Source organism: Catalinimonas alkaloidigena, from assembly GCF_029504655.1.
GTDB classification, from domain to species: Bacteria; Bacteroidota; Bacteroidia; order Cytophagales; family Cyclobacteriaceae; genus Catalinimonas; species Catalinimonas alkaloidigena.
Window position 1 is genome coordinate 3,692,493 of record NZ_JAQFIL010000001.1, and the last position, 20,446, is coordinate 3,712,938.

Below are 20,446 nucleotides of genomic sequence, written 5' to 3' on the forward strand. Positions count from 1 at the left end.
TTCATGCAGGTTTAAATGGTTTCCAAATACAGTTGCTGTAATTGATCGGCATTGATTTCGCCAGTAGGAACGGTATGTACCAGGGAGCCTTCTCTCATGATGCCTATTCTAGTGCATACATTGACTGCGTTGAAAATGTCATGGGTAGCCATAAAAATTGCTTTACCCTCAGCGGCAAGCGCTTTACAAATAATGGTAAACTCAGCAGTGGCTTTAGGATCCAGCCCGGAGGTGGGCTCATCCATAAATATCACATCTGCATTTTTGGAAAGGGCGATGGCTATGCCTACTTTCTGCCGCATGCCCTTGGAATAGGTGGACAATCGCCTGGTATGGGCTTCAGCCTGTAAGCCTGCTTTTTTTAAAAAGGCACTGAGTTCTTCTTCCGCATATTTATTTCCCGCCAGACGGCTGAAAAAATCCAGGTTTTCTATGCCGGACAGATTACCATACAGTTGTACCACTTCAGGAATGTAAGCGATCATTTTGTTGGTAACGGAAGGCTTTTGCTTTACCTCTACCTCATTGATCAGGGCTTGCCCACTGGAGGGTTCTATGAAGCCCAGGAAGAGATTGATGGTAGTGGTCTTCCCCGCTCCATTTTGTCCCAGGAGACAAAAAATTTCACCTTTGTTCACTTCAAAAGAAACATCAAGTAAAGCAGCTGTACCATTATATGATTTTGTCAGATTGATAGCTTTGAGCATAATTAAATGTTAATTTGGTTTTTTAAGACAGTACTTTCCCAAGCATCATTCTGGAACGGCATGATCTAAATACAGTGCTTTTTAGCGATATTGATAGGTAAATCAGTAATGCATAACTCACAAGCTGCCGGATCAACATGGACAAACAGCATAACTTGAGCAGACGCCGAATCCTTTTACAGATTGAATGAGGTGCCCATCTGCTCCTTATCAATGGCAATAAACTGATTATGTGCTATCCAAAATAGCTAAGAAAATACGTGTGATCATGTATTCACAAAAACACCCTCATTGACTGAAAGGCAGTCCAGGTCAGGCATCCTTTGAGCATGATAGCGGGAAGAAATGAAGGTTATCCGAGCGGGGGACCGCGTTGTCTTAATGTAGTAGATAATGTACATTCCTGGGCAGCATAACGCGCAGGAGTATGACTTTGCCACTCAGAGATTTCAAGCTGCCTCTCCCAAGGAATTTGAGAGATAAAAGGAGCAATATGAATGGCGCAAACAGGACAGAGTTCTTTTGTAGCCGTTAAGTGAGCCTGGGCGCTATGTTCATCCTGTATGCTGATTGATCGATGCTCGCTATTATGCCACAGTTCTCTGGGTAGTGCTACCAGAGAGAACACTATCAGCAACAGATAGGCAAAAGTGATCCGAAAGCGGGCGATCAGTTTCATGATGCGTAAATTTAACACCAATCCCTACAAATGCAATAGTGTTGCAAAAATTAATTTAGCTTGCGCAAAGTTTGTAAAAAACTATAAGATGCCACATTGACTTGCCCTGTGCAAAAGCCCTTCTTCTTTTTTTTACTTTTGAGGTTATTGATTTTTGCTTTCTGCGGGAATGATCTACAAAAATTCAGTTGCAAGTTCTGCGCCTTTCACAAAATTCTTTCAGGTATAAAGTGATAAAGTATTTGAGGAGCAAACTTATACAATGATGAACAGAGAGCGTGATTCGTTAATATTCCTATCCACTTTCATAAGTTCAAAATTTACATTGCTACTAAATTAGCCAGCTAAACTTCAGTTAGAATTCTTCACTTCCCGTCAGCTTTTTTCTGATCGTTTTTTCAAGATATACAATTATAAAAAGACCGAGGCCAGCGGCAAGAATCCTTAACCAGGAAATAAAACCGATAGGCGCCGAATGAAATAAATTATTCATAAACGGCGTATGAATAAATATAAGTTGAAGAATCAGCATTACGAATGTTCCATAATAAACCCACTTATTGGAAAACCACCCTATTTCTTTTACGGACCTCCTTAAAGAGCGGCAGTTAAAAAGATAAAATGCTTCTAAAACCACAAAAACAGTAGTGGCTACAGTCTGGGCTTCCGGCAGGCTTACCCCTTTGGATAATTCATAGCGAAACAAAAGGAATGAAGCCAGCATGATTAAGGTCCCTACCAGGAGTGTCCTCATTATCAAAGGAAAAGTGAGAATGGGCTTATTGGCTGGTATAGGATCTCTGCTCATAATGCCGGGCTCTTTGGGCTCGAAGGTGAGCATAAGACCAAGTAGGACCGCGGTGGTCATATTAATCCATAAAATTTGAACCGGTGCCAGTGGTAACTGGGTGGCAAAAACAATGCTGGTAAGGATAACGAGCCCCTCTCCCAGATTGGTAGGAAGGGTCCATACTATAAATTTTGTAAGGTTGTCCACTACAGCTCTCCCCTCCTCCACTGCCGCTTCAATAGAAGCAAAGTTATCATCGGTAAGGACCATATCTGCCGCGTCTTTTGCCACTTCTGTACCGCTAATACCCATTGCTATACCTATGTTGGATTGTTTTAAAGCCGGTCCGTCATTTACTCCATCTCCTGTCATGGCAACCACATTATCCTTTGCCTGCAGGGCTTTTACCAGCCTGAGTTTCTGAGCGGGGCTAACCCTTGCAAATACCGACACCTCTTCCACGATCTCCTGAAGTTCCGCATCGGATAATTTTTGCAGCTCTAGCCCAGTTACAGCTATAGGCTTTTCACTTTCCATTTTTCCATTGATGCCTAATTGTGCTGCTATGGTAGCCGCCGTTAAAGCATGATCCCCGGTGATCATTTTCACCCTGATACCGGCTTCCTGACACAAAGCCACTGCTTTGATAGCTTCTTCTCTTGGTGGATCTATCATTCCCTGAATACCGGTGAAGATCAGACCTTCTGCGACATCCTCATGACTTACCTGGGTTTTTGATGGATCAAATTTTTTAAAGGCAAAGGCCAACACCCGCAGACCTTCTGCAGCCATTTCTTCGGTACTTTTTTGGATAGCTTCTTTATCTATTGGCACATATTCACCGGCTTTATTCATCATGAGCGTGCATGACCGTAATACGGTCTCTAAAGCCCCTTTCAAGTGCAGAATATTTTCCTCATGTCTATGGAGCGTTGCCATGTATTGAAGTTCAGACTGGAAAGGGATTTCGTCTATTCTGGGATAATACTGATCAATATATTGATCCTGGATACCGGCTTTTTCTGCGGAACTGATCAGCGCAGCTTCCGTGGGATCGCCTTCTGCTATCCATCTGCCCTTATCTTCTTTTATCCGGCTATCATTACATAATACTCCCCCTCTCAAAAGGTAATGAAGAGCTGTATTTTTGGCTAAATCAACTTCTTCTCCTTCTAACAATATTTTACCTTCTGGCTTATATCCTATTCCTGTTACCTCAAACAGAACTCCACCGGCCATTATCTTTTGGACTGTCATTTGATTTTCTGTAAGCGTGCCAGTTTTGTCGGAACATATCACATTGGTGCTACCAAGAGTTTCAACTGCTACCAGTTTTCGTATTACCGCCCTTCTTCTGGCCATTTTGGAAACGCCTATGGCGAGCATAATAGTCACTGCAGCAGGCAGGCCTTCCGGTATTGCCCCTACAACCAGTGCCACCGATACCATAAAGGCATTTATCAGACTTTCTCCTCTTACATATGCAATGAATAAAATCAGCGCAGAAAGACTAAGAATAATCCAGAGCAATATGTGGCTGAACTTTCTTATTTTTATGGTCAAAGGTGTGTCAAGCTCCTCCGCAGTTGCAATAGATTCATTAATTTTACCTAGCTCGGTCCGGTCTCCGGTACTTACAACGATTCCTTTCCCAGTACCATAGGTTACTACTGTAGTGGCAAAGCCAAAATTTTTCCGGTCACCAAGCATCGCATCTGTGTTGACTAGCTCAGTGCCTTTTTCTGTAGCCACTGATTCTCCGGTAAGCGTTGATTCGTCAACCTGAAGGTCTTTAATAGAGATCAAGCGAACATCGGCTGGCATTTTATCTCCCGCCTGTACGCTTATGATATCTCCTGGAACAAGGTGAACACTGTTGATAATGGCGGACCTTCCCTCTCTGATTACCGTGGCGCTTGAGCTCATGCTACGGGAAAGTGCATCTATTGCTTTCAGCGCCTTGGTTTCCTGGATATACCCTATAACGGAATTGATAAGGACTACGGCAAGAATTACTGTAGCGTCTGGATACTCTTTTAGCAGCAAGGTCACAAGGGCAGCACCCAGCAGAATGTAAATAAGCGGTTGATTAAACTGAAGAAGAAATCGAATTAAACTGCTCTGGTGCTTTTTGGGAGTGATGCTATTTTCCCCGTATTTCTTTAAACGCTCACTAACTTCAGCATTTGACAGGCCCTTATGAATATTGGCTTTTAATTCCTTTGCTACCTGATCTGCAGTTAATGAATGCCACTTGACCATATCGTTTTCCATGGCGTCACTTAGATGGTTTACTTAACAAAATAAATGTAAGACAGAATATATTTTGGCTTACTCTTCTAGAAATTACGCACACCATGAGAAAACCAGCTCTGTATTTTCATCACTGATTGGAAATGAACAATATGTTGTAAACGCCAATTTGAAAACAGAGATACTGATATGCTACAGAATTGTATCAATGTTCAATTTTTAAAATTTTGGAACCCAGCTTATCAGACAAAGTCGAGGCTGTCCTTTAGTCAACCGGTGGATCAACTTATCAGATCACCTATAGACATAAAGAACAGCCTGAGTACCTATCACTTAAATAACCCCAGTGGCAGTAACATAAATAATTATGAGCTATGTATTTAAGAAAATCTATTTTGTTGTCCAACTTCCGTCAACAGCGATGGCTTGACCAGTAATATAAGAAGCGGCATCTGAACATAAGAATACAACGGTTTCAGCAATTTCTTCAGGTTGTCCGATTCTGCCCATTGGCGTGGCCTCTGCAAACTGTTCAAGCACTTGCTGATCGCCACCTGTGTAGCGGTCAATCATGGGCGTATGAATAACACCAGGACATACAGCATTCACGCGTATGCCTTCTTTGGCAAAATCCAAAGCAACGTTCTTGGTTAAGCCTACCAAACCATGCTTGGATGCCACATAAGCCGGCATTCCCGGAAAGCCAACCAAACCTGCAATTGAGGCATTGTTTATAATTACTCCCTTGCCTTGACTAAGCATAGCCGGTATTTCATAGCGCATACAAAGCCAGGTACCAGTTAGATTAATACCAATTACTTTGTCCCAATTATCCCTGGTACAATCAGGGGCCGGAGCTGGTGTACCTTCAATGCCAGCATTGTTAAAGGCTAAATCCAGTTTGCCAAAGCGCCTGATGGTTTCTTCAATCAACGATTTCACCATGGATTCATTTGAAACATCACATTTGACAAAAATAGCTTCTCCTCCTACCTGATGTATCGTATCCAATGTATCTACATCGTCCTTCCAGTCGGATAATACCACTTTTGCACCTCTCTGGGCAAACGCAATGGCAGTTGCTTTTCCAATACCATAGCTGCTTCCTGTGATTAAAGCTACTTTGTTTTTGAATATTTGTTCCATTTTGTTTGACTTTTAAATTATCTAAAGCATCTCAAGTGTTCTCCTAATATTTTGATATCATTTATCACATATACACTAAAACTTCCCCTGCCCGGCATTGGGGTGGATATACCTGACGGGAAGCTTACATGAAACCAACTTCAATAAAACTACAGTAAGTAAAGGTGAATAAGGTTGACCTATGTCACCTTACTCAATGATTCGTATCACTTATGCTCTGAATTTGGCTCACTGACTTTCAGATCATGGACCAAGCCATCAAGCAATTTTGTGAGCTTCAGTACTAGATCATCGACCTCCGGAGCACTTTTATCCCAATCTTTTCAAGAGTACACCCCTCATATGCGCACTGTTAAATTATGTATACTCACCACAATCAGAGACGTGGAAGTTACCCTTATAGATTGCATCGTTGTAAGCTTTAAGTCAAGCAAGTCGAATACCTGTATCTATAGCTTTATTGTTAAGTGTAACTACAAAAAAAAGAAGAGATATAACCAGGTATAGCATAAGCGAAAACATAGGCAACAAATATCAACACCGGCTTCACTGCTTTTATTTAAGTGATATAATATTCCAGTCAGGCTGCTGCTATCAACTCCATTATATACCAGTCAGGAAAGATCACAACCGGCTGAGGAGAGTTGCTGCGTACATTTACCAGTGCTTATGAGGGGGTATGAAATATATAAACCTCAGCTTAAGAAGCTGTGATTCACAAAAGCCTCATCATTGTTAATCAGATAGAGGCGGTATATATCAGAGTTTAAATGACAATTTGCCGATTGTGTTTAGAATGACATCTACTTTCTAGCAAAAAAGTCGGAAGGCAGATAAGGCCCCAACTGCCGAAAATCCTCTAATAATTTAACCTTTGCTATGTCATACCAGGGCAAATGGCTGGATGACCAAACTTCAAAGTACATTCCTTTGTAAGAATATAATTTGATGTAATAATTTTGTGAGATACGTGTTACGAGATAGGTACCTCTTTCTTTGAGCAGCCTGACCTTGTCTCTGATTGAAAATGTCTTGATATTTTTTAAGTCCATAATGCTTTGGTTTAGGTACGTGAGCTATTGACGCATTTGGTATTGAGAGATCGCATCATTTAGTTGTAAAAGAGTGAAATATGGAGTAAGCCCTGTGGGTTTAAGATAGATATCTTAGGTCCATCAGTAGTGATGAGCATCGCTCCTTTAAATTCTGAAAGAATCCGGATGACAGTCTCCTTAGCTGTTCCGAGAAGGCTTGCCAAATCCTGACGACTTAAACTAATGAAGTCTTCTTCTTCTTCATTTTCTTGATGGAAGATCTTGTCTAATGATAATAAAACCTCAGCCAGCCTTCCTCTCACCGGCCTGTAGGCCATATCAGTAAGCCTTTTTTCTGTATCAATAATATCCTGACACAAAAGTTGAGTGAAATAAGAAGCAATGAGTGAAGATTGACTAAACATGTCCATGAAATCCTCTTTAGGGATTACAATCAAGGTTGCATCTTCTATTATAGTGGCAGAAACATTGTATTTGGTATGATGAAGCAGGGAAGCATAAGCCAGAAATTCACCGGCATGGGCTAACTTAATGATTTGCTCTTTTCCATCTGTTCCGTATTTAAAAAGCTTTACTTTTCCAGTTTCTATATAATACATGCACCAGGCAGGGTGGTCTTCTCTGAAGAGTACTTCTCCCTTCTTGTGAAAGGTTTTTTCAAAGCTATTCGTCAACAAACTTAACTCCAAAGACAACTCATCTGCGAAAGGAGCACTTTGATCAATTATGAGGCTGTGGGTATTGGCTTTCATGCTAGAGGTGGTTTGATATGGTATAAAGCTACACCACTACTACAAGACACAACAGCAGGAAAAAGCGTATTTATAAAAATACGTATTTTGCGTAAAAAAATAAGAAGAATGCTTAACAGGCAAACAGTGTCTTTGGACATTTTAATAATTTAAAACATCTGAACCTCCCTCCCTATAACATTAAATGCTGTTCTAAATAAATATTTATACTTATGATAAACAAGGACACAGATAAGGTTCCAAAAAAAATACATGTACAAACAGCAGGCTATAAAACAAAATTGCCATCAGGACAGGAAAAACGATTTGCCAGAAGAATTTGGGATTTTGTTGTGCTTCAAAATTTACCAGCAATCCTACAATGCCCCAAACAAAAAGGAAGAACGGAACAAAAGCGACCCACATTAGTATATTTTGCGGAAAGTCCTGTACTCCGTAGCCCAAAAGGTAGATTCCCATGAGTATGGACAAAAGGATGATAAAGATATAGGTTTTTCTCATTGCTCAGTGTTTTACTATGCTACGATAATCATTCATAAGAATTATTTTTTCAAATAAATCCACATAATCCAAATTTCCAATGATTTAGATCATCCGGACTTCTAATCCATGTCATTGCATGTAATGTCTCTCCAGATGTATTTTTGTCTATATCAATGAATTTATTATTCCATGTTTTACTAAAACCAATACGTCATGAATCTGATCTCCAGACCCAGAAGGATTCTGAACGATATTCCTTCTCTTTTCTCCAGTTTTTTTGATGATGACTGGTTTAATGCCGATAGCCAGTGGTTATCTCGGGTACCTGCTACCAACATCAAAGAGCAGGATGGCAGCTTCAACATTGAAATGGCTGTGCCGGGCATGAGCAAAAAAGACTTTCATATAGATATAGAAAATGGCATACTTACAGTAAGTTCTGAGAGAGAAGAAGAAAACAAGGAAGAGAAGAAACATTACCGCAGACAGGAATATAACTACCGTTCCTTCTCTCGCTCTTTCACACTGCCCGAATCAGTGAAAGCCGATGACATCAAGGCCAAATATGAAGATGGGGTACTTAAGCTCAGCATTCCCAAGAAAGAAGAGGCCAAAACGACTCCTAAAAAAATGATTAGTATTCAATAATACTGAGGTTAGTTTTGTAATTGCCCTGACCGTTTCTAAGTAGGAGCTTTCAGGGTTTCTTTTTTCATGATTCTTTACATTCTGACTAATAAACGACAGTGGGTTAGCTGAGAAAACCTTAAGAAAGGGAGGGGTGAGCGCTTTTAGAAACAAGAAGCACAGACAGGACGAATGGAAGTTTTGGACATGCTACTTTATCAATTGAAAATGCCTTTATGGCATCCTCATACATCTATTCAATAAAACATCAAAGATCTCAGAATATCAAGAGATAGCCAATCGCTCAACGCCACGACAAATTGCTACGAAACTGATCTGCTTATCAGGCTGAACTTTTAGATTTGCACCTTTAATACAACAATTGAAATTGAAGTAGAGGTAAAACAGGGTAAAAGTACGGTCTCACCTTTTAGATAAGTAGAATGGCCTGGATATCATCCATGATTTTAATGATGTACAGTGATGAGCACGATCACCTCTATTCTCATGTAATTACTAATCTATACAGACCTTACAACTTTGCTCAACTAACTGTGGCTGCTTTTCCTGAGCTACTGCCGTAGTTAATACCTGATTTTTTCTGGAGCCATATCTGTATATTGTTATGCCTTTCAGGCCCATTTGCCAGGCCGTTTTATATGCCAAAGCAACATCTTCCACTTTAGCCTCATGAGGTAAATTTATAGTCTTAGATACTGCATTATCAGTATGCTTCTGAAAAACCCGCTGATGCTTAAGATGATAAAGAAAAGGGATCTCCAGCGAAGTCCTGAAAAGCTTTTTTGTTGCTTCGGGGATTTCTTCTATCTCACTTAGGTTGCCGCTCAGCCTGATCTTGTTTAGCAAAGGCATATTACCCCCATAGTGCTGTTGTAGCTGCTCAATAATGAGTGGATTGATCTCCAGCAACCTTTGCCCATTCAACACATTTTCACGTTGAAAAACCAATGCGAAGAGCGGTTCTATAGAGGAAGAAGTATGGGCGATGATAGATATGCTGCCTGTAGGCGCAATGCTGGTACGGGTGGCATTTCTTACCATAACTTTCTGGTGAAAATATGTACTCTTGCTCCAGTGTTTGAAGGGGCCTCTTGTTTTAGCCAATTTAACGGATGCTTTCAGACTTTGCTGATTGATAAATTCCATCAGGCGAGCGCCTAAATCTAATGCCTGTACAGATTGGTAGGGAATTCCCAACTGTATTAAAAATTCAGCCCAACCCATCACCCCTAACCCAACTTTTCGGCTTCCTAAAGTCGCCTCTTTCACCTGTGGAATAAAATAATGATTGATATCAATTACGTTATCCAGAAACCTCACAGCTATTTCTACAGCCCGGGCAATACCCTCCCAGTCAATTGAAACACGGTCCTTTTCCCTGAAAAGCATGCGAGACAGGTTGATAGAGCCTAAATTACATGATTCAAAAGGCAGCAATGGCATTTCGCCACAGGGATTTGTAGCGTTGATTTCACCCAAAGCACTAAGCGGATTACTTCTTTGTATGCTATCCAGAAAAACCAGCCCGGGATCTCCTCTTTGCCAGGCGCACTGTACAATCAGTTGCCAAATTCGCTTAGCTTTAACACGCTTCACCACCTTTCCCGAAACCGGGTGGATAAGCGCCCAGTTGTCATCTTCTTCTACGGCTTTCATAAAGGCATCGCGCATGCCTACAGAAAGATTGAAATTACGTAATACTTTTTCATCCGTTTTGGCCTGAATGAATGCTTCCACATCAGGATGATCAATGTTAATCATCCCCATATTAGCGCCTCTCCTTTTGCCACCCTGCTTGATATGTTCTGTAGAAGCATCAAATATTTTCATGAAGGATACCGGACCTGAAGAAGTACCGCCTGTAGAACGAATCAGATCTCCCTGGGGACGTAATTTTGAAAAATTAAAACCAGTACCACCTCCACTCTGCTGGATCAGCGCTGCCTGTTTGAGCGTAGTGAATATAGCATCCAGACTATCTTCAACAGCTAATACAAAGCAGGCGCTCAGCTGTCCTGCCGACAGGCCGGCGTTCATGAGGGTAGGAGAATTGGGCAAAAACAATAAACCACGCATCAGGTGGTAAAATTTTTCTTCCCAATTGGCTACGTCACTGTCTGTACCATATTTCAACTCAGCCTGTGCAACCGCTTTCGCTACCCGCCTGAACATTTCATCGGGTGTTTCAATCAGTTTATCTTTTTCATCTCTTCTTAGGTATCTGCTTTCCAGTACCTGCAGCGCGTTTTTACTAAGTGGGGTTGGTTGATTTTTATACGTAAGATGCTGGTTCATCATATCTCAAGCGGCTAAGCTGTTAAATTCATTCATGCTTGATTCGCGAAAGGTAGTGGATCATCTCATCCAAAGTGGTGAGTTGATCGTAATCAGATTCTGGAATATCTATTCCCAGTTCTTCATCTATGGATACGATCAGGTTTAGCCAGTCAATTGAATCTATGTCCAGCTCTTCCCTGAGCTTGGCTTTGGGATCAAGCTCACTTAAATTCACCTCTGGTGCAGTTTTTTTTAGCAATTGTAAAATCCTTTCTTTCATACATGATTAGTTTAATAGCTGGGGTATATCCTGTAAATAATGTGATAGCGCATCCAGAAAACGTGCGCCCTGATGACCGTCCGAAGCGCGGTGATCGGCAGCCAGGGTGGCATGCACCAGCGGCCTGATGCCTAACATACCCTGAGCCACCCAGACCTGGTCCAGGATTTTTCCGAATCCTATCAGAGCCACCTGAGGGGGGTAAATGACTCCGTACACTGTTTCTACGCCCCTATCTCCCAGGCTGGTAAGCGTGATGGTGGCATCGCTAAGCTCTGAGCTTCTTAATCTACCCTCGCGGGTTCTTTGGGTAAGATCTTTAAGGTTTTCCATCAGTTCATCCAGGCTTTTGGTATCAGCATGATGGATGGCCGGGGTAATAAGCCCTCCTCTACGTAGGGCTATGGCAAACCCTATGTGGATCGCTTCCTGTATCTTTAGTTCATTATCTATCCAATAGCCATTCAGCTCAGGCACTTCTGTCAGTGCTAGGGCCACTGCTTTGATGAGTAAAACAGAATTCAACAGTCTCTCTTTCACCGGACGATTACGGTTTTCTGCTTCCATCCATTCTAAAGCATGGCTCATGTCAATGTGAGTATCCAGATAATAATGGGGAATCTCACGATTTGATTTTGCCATAGCATTGGCAATGGCCTTTCTCATCGTAGTAGCAGGTGCCTGAAGAGATCGTTCAGGCTGTTCTGCCGGAGCTTTATCTGTTTTCTGATGCATGTAGCGTTCCACATCAGCACGACCAATAGCTCCGTTCGGACGGGTACCCTGTACTTCATGCAGATCAATGTGATTTTCAGTAGCAATCATCTTTGCCAGTGGAGAAGCTTTGATCCGTTCTTCTGACTCCAGGGACTGAATTAAGTCAGTTTCCACTTTGGGTGTTGATTTAGTCTCAGTACTTACCGATGCAGTACCTTCAGATAGCTCAGGCTGCGCTGCTTCCGAGCTGGCTTTCAAAATACTTTCTCCTTGTTTCGTTTGTAGCTGCTCCCAGGAAGGTTCACCCTCTGAACGAACATAGGCCATGAGGGTCCCCACAGGTAATTTCTCTCCGGGCTGCACCAGAATTTTTTCAAGCGTACCCTCTTCGTAGACTTCTACATCTATATCTCCTTTTTCCGTTTCCACATCGGCAATGATATCTCCCCGCCTGACATGTGCACCTTCCTTCACATGCCATTCCACCAGGGTGGCTGCTTTCATATCTGCGCCTAGACTTGGCATTCTAAATTCACCCATAACGCTGCATATAATTTTTAGTGACCTCAACGATTACCCCTGTTTGTGGAAGCGCCGCCATTTCTAAATGGGCCGCATAGGGTATAGGTACTTCTGCACTGCAGATACGCTCTACCGGAGCATCCAGCTCATAGAAAATTTTTTCACTGATTCTGGCGCTGATCTCCGCAGAGATGCTCCCACTTTTCCATCCTTCATCTACTACGATAGCCCTATGCGTTTTGCTTACAGATGCCAGTATGGTTTGCTCATCCAAAGGCCTCAGCACCCGCAGATCCAGCACTTCTGCATCTATACCTTCGTTGGCCAGCTGTTCGGCTGCATCCAGCGCTTTATGCAGGCTTGCACCATAGGTGAGTATGCTGACATCTTTGCCTGCTCTCATTACTTTGGCATGATCAATATCAATGGTGCCCTTTCCTGCTGTAATCGTCCCTTCCCTATTATACAAAGTGGAATTTTCAAAAATGAGTACAGGGTCAGGATCTGCCAGGGCCTTTTCCAGCATCCAGCGAGCATCTTCAAGGGTGGCAGGTGTCAATATCTTGATTCCTGGAATATGGGCATACCAGCCTTCCAGGCTATGTGAATGTTGAGCAGCCAGCTGCTTTCCTCCACCAGTGGCCATCCTGATGACCAGCGGCACATTGAATTGCCCTCCCGACATGTGGAGCAGGGTGGCGGCATTATTCATGATCTGGTCCAGCGCCAGCAGGCTGAAGTTGACAGTCATGATTTCTACAATAGGGCGCATGCCTCCCAGCGCAGCTCCTATCCCTGCACCTACAAATGCGGATTCGGATAGAGGGGTATCCCGGATGCGCTCTGGCCCGAATTCTTCCAGCAAACCACGGCTCACGGCAAAACTCCCACCATACCTGCCTACATCCTCACCCATCAAAAAGACGCTTTCATCCTGCTGCATGGCTTCTCGTATAGCCTCCCGCATCGCTTCGCGATAGGTTATTTTAGTGTTTATGAGAGTATCTGTAGTCATTATGATTCCTGTTCTGAATAAACAAATCGGCTAAGGTCTTCAACGGGCTCCCAGCTCCCCTGCTCGGCAAAGTCTACTGCCTCATGCACTTGCTGTGCTACTTCTTTTTCTATCCTCTTAATATCTTGTGCTGTAATCAGCTGCTTATTTTTCATCAGCTCAACAAAGGTGGAAATCGGATCTTTCTTCTTCCAGCCTTCTACCTCTGATTTATTTCTGTATAACTCGGCATCAAACATGGAATGCGCTCTAAAGCGGTACGTCCTGCATTCCAGAAAATATGGTTTCTGCTGGCTTCGCACATAACGAACAGCTTTTTTTGCGGCCTCTTCTACCGCAAGCACATTCATTCCATCTACTGAGCCTGCTTCCACACCATAGCTTTTAGATTTTTCAATCAAATTAGTCTTTGACTCTGACCTTTCTAAGGCTGTTCCCATGGCATAGAGATTGTTCTCACAAAGAAAAAGTACCGGCAATTGCCAAAGGACTGCGAGGTTCATGGTCTCGTGAAATTCTCCTTCAGCAATGGCTCCTTCCCCAAAAAAACAGCAGGTAACCTGAGGCTTTTGCTGTATCTTATCAGCCAGCGCCAACCCCACAGCCAAGGGTAATCCTCCACCCACAATGGCATTACCCCCATAAAAGCGGGTGCGGGCATCAAACAAATGCATGGACCCTCCCCTGCCCCGGCTGCAGCCTTCCTGCTTACCATACATTTCAGCCATGATGGTATTGGCAGCTACACCTCTGGCGAGCGCCTGACCATGCTCCCGGTAGGTAGCCACTACGGCGTCTTCCTGCTTCAGCGCTTCCATCACGCCTACAGCTACTGCCTCTTCACCAATATAGAGATGCAGAAAACCCCTTATGTTCAAGGAGGTGTACAATTCCGCCGCCTTCTCTTCAAACCGACGGATCAGTAACATCTGGCGAAGCAGATGAAGGGCATGATCCTGCGCTCCCTTAGACTTATTCTTAGGTTTAAGTTTCTTGTTCGGTGTTTTTTGAATTTTCATAGCCCCCCTTATTTTATCAACATTACCATGTATTTAGAGGATTCCCAGAATTTGTCGGGATCAGATACCAGCAGGTTTAACTTATCACCTGATGCTTCTTTTTCAATGGTGTATGACTCAGAAGGATGCACTGAAACAAGAGTAAGTTCTTTGCCTTCTACCGGAAAACTGTCTGTTTCCCTTATATTGATACGGGTAAATTTTTGATGGTTAAAATCAGGTCTCAGTATTTTGGCACCACCGAAAAGTCCCAGAAACTTCCCTTTCTTATCCAGGATCTGCTCATCTTTCAGCGCTTTGAAATTTCCCATCACATAATAGGCTGTATTCAAGGCTTGTCTTTGTTCTTCATTGGAACGGCTAAGCATTTCCAAATCACTCTGTGTGTTCTTTAAAGAAAGCTGCGTGTCACGCATCTGCGCTTCCAATTGTACAACTGTCTGCTCTCTTATTCTGATCTGTTCTTCAAGCTCTTCTCTTTCTTTCAGACTTTCCTGTGTCAAAACCTCACTTTCTCGTCCTACGTTTCTTAAACCTGCCCTTAGATTACTGATGACCTGCTGATTTGAGCTGATCAGATTTTCTATCCTACTCACATCTTCACTGAGCTTTTCACTTAGCTCCTGTGGGGATGAATCTGGTAGTTGATTTCCCAAAGCGATTTCTTTATCATGGATATGTCGGAATTGGTTTTCAAATTGTGCGACAGAATGCACAAATGTGTTGAACTCGGAATTTATTTCCTCAAGCTGTTGCTCCAGCTGCTGGCCTCTGATTTCTAATTCGCTGATACGGCTAAGACGCTCTTCCTCCCGTGCTTTTTCTCCACAACTGAATAGGAAAAAAACGGTCCATGAAATGATGAAAACAGGGTTGGTATGCATGGCATTGTTGTTTGAGTTTTGAAGTTCTTTTATTAATTTTTTTCCAGGGTAGAAGTATCTCCTTCGGGAAGCCCTAAAGCCTGGGTTTTAAGAAGCCTTCGCATGATTTTCCCACTGCGGGTGTGGGGGAGCTGATCTCTGAATTCTATCTCTTTAGGAGCCACCGCTGAACCCAGCCTCTGGCGGGCAAAGCCTTTTATTTCCAGCGCCAGTTCCTCGCTGGCCTGTGTGCCTGATTTTAAAAGAATATAAGCCCTAACCAGTTCACCGATTACCGGAGCAGGAATGCCAATGACAGCTGCTTCCGCGATTGCCGGATGCTCCATCAGCACACTTTCTACTTCAAAAGGGCCTACCATATGTCCTGATGTTTTGATGATATCATCCGCTCTTCCCACAAACCAAAAATATCCATCTTTATCTTTTTTTGCCAGGTCGCCGGTGATGTACCACCCTCCCACAAAACATTTCTGATACCGTTTTTTTTCTTGAATATATCCTCGGAACATGGAGGGCCAGCCGGGCTTCAGCGCAAGCTCACCTATCTCACCATCCTTCAAGACTTTTACTTTCTGTACATTTACCCTTTGCACTACTGCTGCTTCAATGCCGGGCAAAGGACGCCCCATAGAACCGGGTTTGATTGGAAGAGCAGTAAAATTAGAGATCATAATTCCACCCGTCTCCGTCTGCCACCAGTTATCATAAATAGGCATACCCAGGACTTTTTCAGCCCAGGCAATAGCCTCAGGGTTAAGTGGCTCTCCTACACTATGAATCAAGCGCAAATGTGATAAATCATATTTCTCGAGCGGTTTGATATCCAGGCGCATCAGCATACGAATGGCAGTAGGCGCTGTATACCATACGCTGACCTTCTGCTTTTCAAGAATACTATACCAACGTTCAGCATCAAAATCTGCCTCATCAATGATGCTTGTAACCCCCAGCGTCAGTGGGGCAATGATACCGTAGGAGGTACCAGTAACCCAGCCAGGATCAGCCGTACACCAGTAGATATCGTCAGGATGCAGGTCCAGCACATATTTACCCGTAATATATTGGGTAAGGACTGCCTGATGCACATGTATGGCCCCTTTAGGCATACCGGTGGTGCCACTGGTAAAGTGCAGGGTCGTCATATCCTCAGGAGCAGTAGGAGGAATGGTGAATTGATCCGAAGCTTTTTTCATGTGCCTGTCCAGGGAAAGTACATGGGCATTGATATCTTTTTCAGCATCCACCAGCAGCACATATTGCAAAGCCGGAAGCTGAGCTAGTAGTGCCTTTATTTTCTTCTGATAAAAACGTTCGGTAGTAAGCAGTACTTTTGCATTTCCTTTGCTCAACCGCTGCAATAGTGGTTCCGGGCCAAAGGCAGAAAACAAGGGACAAAACACACTGGTATTTTTCCAGCTGCCCAGTGCAGCTATGTATAATTCAGGAATTCTTCCGGTGAGCAAAAAGACGCTGTCCTGCTTCCCAACCCCCAGGCTTTGCAATACATTGGCAAAGCGATTGGTTTGTCTGTACAATTCCTGATAGCTGATATCCTGAACCTCACCGGTCTTGCGTAGCCAGCGGAAGGCTATGCGCTCTGATTGCGCATGCCGGTCGACGGCTTCATAGGCAATATTCATCCCTTTCCCTCCTGGCAAGCCATCCAGTTCGTGTAGTATCTGCTCCCATGAAAAGTTCCGGTAACCTTTTTCATAGTCCCCCAGATTAGGTTTCAAAGGTGCTTTCTTGAATTGAGGCTTGGTTACTTTTTTACTCATATTATGCATACCAGCTTGAGTTAAATGATTGTTCAATAAGTTCTCCGGATAAGGCTCTATCAACATATTGAACCTTATAGCCATATGAGGTAAGCAGACGTTAAACAGGATCTCATAAGCAACATAAAATAGCTAGTATTTCAGACAAAATAGATGATGTAGGTCACTGATTCTGCTAATGTGTATCATTGAAAATATGATATCATCTATTAGAAGAAGGGAATCTTTCCTATAGAAAGAGCCTGAACCTTTCTGTCAGCAGCTCTTTTATTTTGCATAATTTTTCCACTGGTTAATCGGTCAGCTCATCAGAGTATATCCCATATCCACTGACCCGTATTCCTCAGTATTCCTTTAAGATGGTACTTAGCAGAAGTAATAGCGTAAAGCACCCCTTCATCCTCAGGGTTTGGCATACCCTCATACCCATACACCTCATCAATGACGAATTCCTCCGGTCTGATTTGCAGCTTGCTATCAGTATGCTGTAATCCTAGTTTCTCAAGCCTGAAATCTTCAACATATCCACGTTTGCGTAGATCGTTCATGGTACTGCTCATCGTATTCATAAAGCTTAATTTAAAAGAGTGGGTATATTGATTTTCTACTATCAGCTGATGGAAGGTATGGTTTATATATTGCCTGAGGAATGATCTAAATCATTCTTAAGATAAATTGCATCATCGCTCTGTCTATTACCTCCCCAGCGATAGTTTTTTCCCATTGTCTGTCTTTACTCCTGTATTTTCCATAAAGGCTATGATAATCTAATTAGCTGTTTGATGTCCAGGCGGGACCCTGTACTTTCAGGGCTCGTACATTCACCAGCAGGCGACATTTGTAGTCCCCATCCTCAAAATCACGTCATTCAAATGAGCTGAAGGGTTTAGCTTATGCGCAACTTTTTTTCAGTAAGAAGGTCAAGTTTTCATACCTAAATATGTACAATCAGCAGCATGCACCACTATAAAGTTCTGGAGATATACAAAGCCGATTTATTTTTTGCACTGACTAAGATCATCGGAAGCCATGACTTAGGTCTGTTTAAAAGTGGCAACACATCTTTATTTTTAAAATAAATGCTATACGATAAATGAAATATCTTGACCGAAGAGATGCAGCTGTGCAAATGTTGAAAGCGCTAAATCAATATCGAGATGTAGCGAACGGAGTTGTGTTGGCATTACCACGGGGTGGTGTACCTGTTGCAAGATATATTGCGGATCATCTGCACTGGCCTCTGGATGTTGCCATTGTTAAAAAAATCAAGCATCCTTTTTATCCTGAGTTTGCTTTAGGCGCTGTAAGTACCTCTGGCTATGTTATCAATAGCCAGGGAGATATTTCTGGTGAATATATTGAAAATGAGGTTCACCGCTTAGAAAAAGTTATCAAGGAAAAATACCTGCTCTACAGAGGAAGCAAAAAGCCTGTTAAGCTAAACAATAAAACTGTGATGCTGATAGATGATGGCATGGCAACCGGAAGTAGTATGCTGGCTGCTATTAACCTGACAGAGAAGGAAAATCCTAAACAGCTAGTGGTAGCTATTCCGGTAGCTTCTGAGGATGCCTATTCTAAAATATTCAATGAAGTTGATGCCGTATTTTGCTTGCAGGTCTCGAGCAATTTTCAGGCAGTTAGCCAATATTATGAAGCGTTTCCTCAGGTGACAGATGAGGAAGTTATCACCCTCTTGCAATAATCAATTTGTAGAAGCACACGGTTTTTGACAAATAATGTATTCATCAATCAGATACTGGATGCCAGATGATTTTTTGAAAACATGGATCAGATATCCTTCAAAATTTATCCTTTTACATCTGGCGTCCTATTCTATCTAACCCTATTATTATGAAATACTTGAAATACATCCTGTTCTTTACGGTTCTTTTGCCCACGATGGGATTAAGTCAGCAGCTTTCCTTAGTGGGTTATTATACAAAGGAAGATAGTATTATCTTTGAATTTCGTCCTGCTGATCATCACTTTGCCGTCCAGGAAAATAATGAGAATGTCATCCCTTTGTCCGCCATCAGCATTTTCAGTGTAGCACTTACCGCTGGGTTCAACGAATGGAATACCGATGAATACCAGATGAACAAAACTGAGGATGCAGTTTATCGCACCTCACTGCCACTCGCTTCCATAGGCTTGACCGACACTGAATTTGCCTTCGTCATCAACGGCATTTATTGGGTAGAACCCAGTTTGAAAGGGGTAAACCGTGTCACTGCTCCCTGCTGGCAAGGCTATGTAGGAACAGTATATACTACTTTGCTATATCCCCAAACCTTTCAACAACTGATGACTAATCTCCCGCTCTCAGAGCAGAGTGCAAGACAATGGCTGAAGAAGCATGCCATACCTGTACATACGCGTTCAATAAGCGGTCTGGATTCGCTCAAGCGGTTTGTAAAGGGTAAAAAAGCCATCGGTATTGGACACAATTCCCTGCTCACATTTGAAAGTCGTTTTCGCATAGCCCAGTATTTATTACCCAATACAGATTTTTCTGTCATGGCCTTTCAGTTGGATTCTAATCGTGCCGAACAAATCAACCGCTATGTCAACAAAGGGTTAACGCAAGTAGAAAGTGATTATGACATAGAAGTAGCCCGGGTCTTGGACTGGAGCTATGATCATCCTGAAGTAGTTTTAATGGCTTATCAACATGAAGATGTGCCCCAAAGCCTTAGCAGATTAGAAAATATTGTAGCTAAGCATGCTGACACGCTATGGAAACAGGAAGTAGACACTTTAGTAAAAAATATACGGGAGCTTCTAAGCCTGCAAAAAATCTGGGGACTGTACTATTATGATTCCCCTTCCTATCAGGAGTATCTTTTACTTACGCTCTGCAGTGTGCATGATAACTTACCGGACTTACCTCTACCCGAGCGGGAAGCCGCTGAGCAGGCACTAGAAGTTATCAATCGCTACATCACAAACCTATCCCATCTAAAAGGCTATTACCAGCGCATTAGCCGTGAAATCAGCCATTACTTTGACTGGATGGATACAAGCAGTACTGATTTACAGCTTATTGCCTGGGTACCTAATCAGGAAATGGGGCGCGGTACAGCAGGTTCATTAGGTCAATACTTACATAAGCGGTATCAGGAACAGTATCTGGCCATAGCCGTAGGTAGTTATCATTTTGAAGAGGAGCCTATCGCACCATTTCTTGAAAAACGTTTTCCTATGGCAGAGCGCGAAACAGGGCGTAATGCTTACCTTTTAGATTTACGGAAAGAAAAGCTCTCTTCTAAAGAAATAGAGTGGTTAGCACGAAAAATCTTCCCCCACTCCCCTGAGTTTCACCGTCAATTGTCAGAAGACTTTGACATAGTAATTCTGGTCAATGAACCGATAGATGATTTTTTCAGGCGATGAAAAATCTATCCTAAGCCAGGATATTTGAGCTGCACAGTGGTTCTG

General features: G+C 42.7%; 18 protein-coding genes. 3 read left to right on the top strand and 15 right to left on the bottom strand.

The genetic code is table 11. From position 1 onward, the window contains the following. Window positions 1–11: 11 nt before the first annotated feature. The 7 genes from OKW21_RS15040 to OKW21_RS15070 form a co-directional block, all read right to left on the bottom strand. Window positions 12–707, bottom strand: a complete 696-nt coding sequence (locus OKW21_RS15040) for an ABC transporter ATP-binding protein (protein WP_277480473.1) — start codon at window positions 705–707, stop codon at window positions 12–14. Window positions 708–1,059: 352 nt separating this feature from the next. Then, complete coding sequence (locus OKW21_RS15045; RefSeq protein WP_277480476.1) at window positions 1,060–1,386, bottom strand: hypothetical protein; 327 nt, start codon at window positions 1,384–1,386, stop codon at window positions 1,060–1,062. A gap of 355 nt (window positions 1,387–1,741) precedes the next feature. Then, a complete protein-coding gene (locus tag OKW21_RS15050; protein ID WP_277480478.1) occupies window positions 1,742–4,450 on the bottom strand; it encodes a cation-transporting P-type ATPase in 2,709 nt (902 codons plus the stop codon). A gap of 369 nt (window positions 4,451–4,819) precedes the next feature. Beyond that, a complete protein-coding gene (locus OKW21_RS15055; protein ID WP_277480480.1) occupies window positions 4,820–5,575 on the bottom strand; it encodes an SDR family oxidoreductase in 756 nt (251 codons plus the stop codon). A gap of 803 nt (window positions 5,576–6,378) precedes the next feature. Beyond that, complete coding sequence (locus OKW21_RS15060) at window positions 6,379–6,627, bottom strand: hypothetical protein (RefSeq protein WP_277480483.1); 249 nt, start codon at window positions 6,625–6,627, stop codon at window positions 6,379–6,381. Between the two features lie 59 nt (window positions 6,628–6,686). Then, complete coding sequence (locus OKW21_RS15065; RefSeq protein ID WP_277480484.1) at window positions 6,687–7,382, bottom strand: Crp/Fnr family transcriptional regulator; 696 nt, start codon at window positions 7,380–7,382, stop codon at window positions 6,687–6,689. Between the two features lie 210 nt (window positions 7,383–7,592). Next, window positions 7,593–7,883 carry a hypothetical protein gene (locus OKW21_RS15070; protein ID WP_277480486.1) on the bottom strand — a complete coding sequence of 97 codons (291 nt, stop codon included), beginning with the start codon at window positions 7,881–7,883 and terminating at the stop codon, window positions 7,593–7,595. 195 nt (window positions 7,884–8,078) lie between these two features. On the opposite strand from OKW21_RS15070, the gene OKW21_RS15075 reads away from it, so the two are divergent. Beyond that, entirely contained in the window at window positions 8,079–8,513 is a 435-nt protein-coding gene (locus tag OKW21_RS15075; protein WP_277480488.1) for an Hsp20/alpha crystallin family protein, read from the top strand. A gap of 495 nt (window positions 8,514–9,008) precedes the next feature. On the opposite strand, the gene OKW21_RS15080 is transcribed toward OKW21_RS15075, so the two are convergent. The 8 genes from OKW21_RS15080 to OKW21_RS15115 form a co-directional block, all read right to left on the bottom strand. After that, window positions 9,009–10,811 (bottom strand): adenosylcobalamin-dependent ribonucleoside-diphosphate reductase, encoded by a 1,803-nt coding sequence (locus OKW21_RS15080; protein ID WP_277480490.1) that lies wholly within the window; start codon window positions 10,809–10,811, stop codon window positions 9,009–9,011. A 25-nt stretch (window positions 10,812–10,836) separates the two neighbouring features. Further along, complete coding sequence (locus OKW21_RS15085) at window positions 10,837–11,070, bottom strand: acyl carrier protein (RefSeq protein ID WP_277480492.1); 234 nt, start codon at window positions 11,068–11,070, stop codon at window positions 10,837–10,839. A gap of 6 nt (window positions 11,071–11,076) precedes the next feature. Then, window positions 11,077–12,327: a dihydrolipoamide acetyltransferase family protein gene (locus tag OKW21_RS15090; RefSeq protein WP_277480495.1), complete on the bottom strand. Its 1,251-nt coding sequence runs from the start codon at window positions 12,325–12,327 to the stop codon at window positions 11,077–11,079. Next, complete coding sequence (locus tag OKW21_RS15095; RefSeq protein WP_277480498.1) at window positions 12,320–13,324, bottom strand: alpha-ketoacid dehydrogenase subunit beta; 1,005 nt, start codon at window positions 13,322–13,324, stop codon at window positions 12,320–12,322. The genes OKW21_RS15090 and OKW21_RS15095 overlap by 8 nt, the downstream gene beginning before the upstream one ends. After that, window positions 13,324–14,343 carry a pyruvate dehydrogenase (acetyl-transferring) E1 component subunit alpha gene (pdhA, locus tag OKW21_RS15100; protein WP_277480500.1) on the bottom strand — a complete coding sequence of 340 codons (1,020 nt, stop codon included), beginning with the start codon at window positions 14,341–14,343 and terminating at the stop codon, window positions 13,324–13,326. The genes OKW21_RS15095 and pdhA overlap by 1 nt, the downstream gene beginning before the upstream one ends. Before the next feature lie 8 nt (window positions 14,344–14,351). Beyond that, entirely contained in the window at window positions 14,352–15,227 is an 876-nt protein-coding gene (locus OKW21_RS15105; protein ID WP_277480502.1) for a Cbp1 family collagen-binding glycoprotein adhesin, read from the bottom strand. Window positions 15,228–15,259: 32 nt separating this feature from the next. Continuing rightward, window positions 15,260–17,005 (bottom strand): acetate--CoA ligase, encoded by a 1,746-nt coding sequence (gene acsA, locus OKW21_RS15110; RefSeq protein WP_277480505.1) that lies wholly within the window; start codon window positions 17,003–17,005, stop codon window positions 15,260–15,262. 308 nt (window positions 17,006–17,313) lie between these two features. Continuing rightward, the gene (locus OKW21_RS15115) at window positions 17,314–17,574 is read right to left on the bottom strand and encodes a phosphoribosylpyrophosphate synthetase (protein WP_277480507.1); all 261 of its coding nucleotides are present in this window, start codon (window positions 17,572–17,574) and stop codon (window positions 17,314–17,316) included. A gap of 524 nt (window positions 17,575–18,098) precedes the next feature. Between OKW21_RS15115 and OKW21_RS15120 the strand changes: the two genes are divergently transcribed. Next, on the top strand, window positions 18,099–18,710 hold the full coding sequence (locus OKW21_RS15120) for a phosphoribosyltransferase (protein ID WP_277480509.1): 612 nt from the start codon (window positions 18,099–18,101) through the stop codon (window positions 18,708–18,710). 149 nt (window positions 18,711–18,859) lie between these two features. After that, window positions 18,860–20,401: a hypothetical protein gene (locus tag OKW21_RS15125; protein ID WP_277480512.1), complete on the top strand. Its 1,542-nt coding sequence runs from the start codon at window positions 18,860–18,862 to the stop codon at window positions 20,399–20,401. Window positions 20,402–20,446 lie beyond the last annotated feature (45 nt).

Coding starts and splice junctions, on each gene's coding strand:
- OKW21_RS15045 (WP_277480476.1), bottom strand. CDS start 1,386: ATGAAACTGATCGCCCGCTTTCGGATCACTTTTGCCTATCTGTTGCTG.
- OKW21_RS15105 (WP_277480502.1), bottom strand. CDS start 15,227: ATGCATACCAACCCTGTTTTCATCATTTCATGGACCGTTTTTTTCCTA.
- OKW21_RS15085 (WP_277480492.1), bottom strand. CDS start 11,070: ATGAAAGAAAGGATTTTACAATTGCTAAAAAAAACTGCACCAGAGGTG.
- OKW21_RS15070 (WP_277480486.1), bottom strand. CDS start 7,883: ATGAGAAAAACCTATATCTTTATCATCCTTTTGTCCATACTCATGGGA.
- OKW21_RS15050 (WP_277480478.1), bottom strand. CDS start 4,450: ATGGAAAACGATATGGTCAAGTGGCATTCATTAACTGCAGATCAGGTA.
- OKW21_RS15120 (WP_277480509.1), top strand. CDS start 18,099: ATGAAATATCTTGACCGAAGAGATGCAGCTGTGCAAATGTTGAAAGCG.
- acsA (WP_277480505.1), bottom strand. CDS start 17,005: ATGAGTAAAAAAGTAACCAAGCCTCAATTCAAGAAAGCACCTTTGAAA.
- OKW21_RS15065 (WP_277480484.1), bottom strand. CDS start 7,382: ATGAAAGCCAATACCCACAGCCTCATAATTGATCAAAGTGCTCCTTTC.
- OKW21_RS15040 (WP_277480473.1), bottom strand. CDS start 707: ATGCTCAAAGCTATCAATCTGACAAAATCATATAATGGTACAGCTGCT.
- OKW21_RS15080 (WP_277480490.1), bottom strand. CDS start 10,811: ATGATGAACCAGCATCTTACGTATAAAAATCAACCAACCCCACTTAGT.
- OKW21_RS15125 (WP_277480512.1), top strand. CDS start 18,860: ATGAAATACTTGAAATACATCCTGTTCTTTACGGTTCTTTTGCCCACG.
- OKW21_RS15055 (WP_277480480.1), bottom strand. CDS start 5,575: ATGGAACAAATATTCAAAAACAAAGTAGCTTTAATCACAGGAAGCAGC.
- pdhA (WP_277480500.1), bottom strand. CDS start 14,343: ATGAAAATTCAAAAAACACCGAACAAGAAACTTAAACCTAAGAATAAG.
- OKW21_RS15095 (WP_277480498.1), bottom strand. CDS start 13,324: ATGACTACAGATACTCTCATAAACACTAAAATAACCTATCGCGAAGCG.
- OKW21_RS15060 (WP_277480483.1), bottom strand. CDS start 6,627: ATGGACTTAAAAAATATCAAGACATTTTCAATCAGAGACAAGGTCAGG.
- OKW21_RS15075 (WP_277480488.1), top strand. CDS start 8,079: ATGAATCTGATCTCCAGACCCAGAAGGATTCTGAACGATATTCCTTCT.
- OKW21_RS15090 (WP_277480495.1), bottom strand. CDS start 12,327: ATGGGTGAATTTAGAATGCCAAGTCTAGGCGCAGATATGAAAGCAGCC.
- OKW21_RS15115 (WP_277480507.1), bottom strand. CDS start 17,574: ATGAATACGATGAGCAGTACCATGAACGATCTACGCAAACGTGGATAT.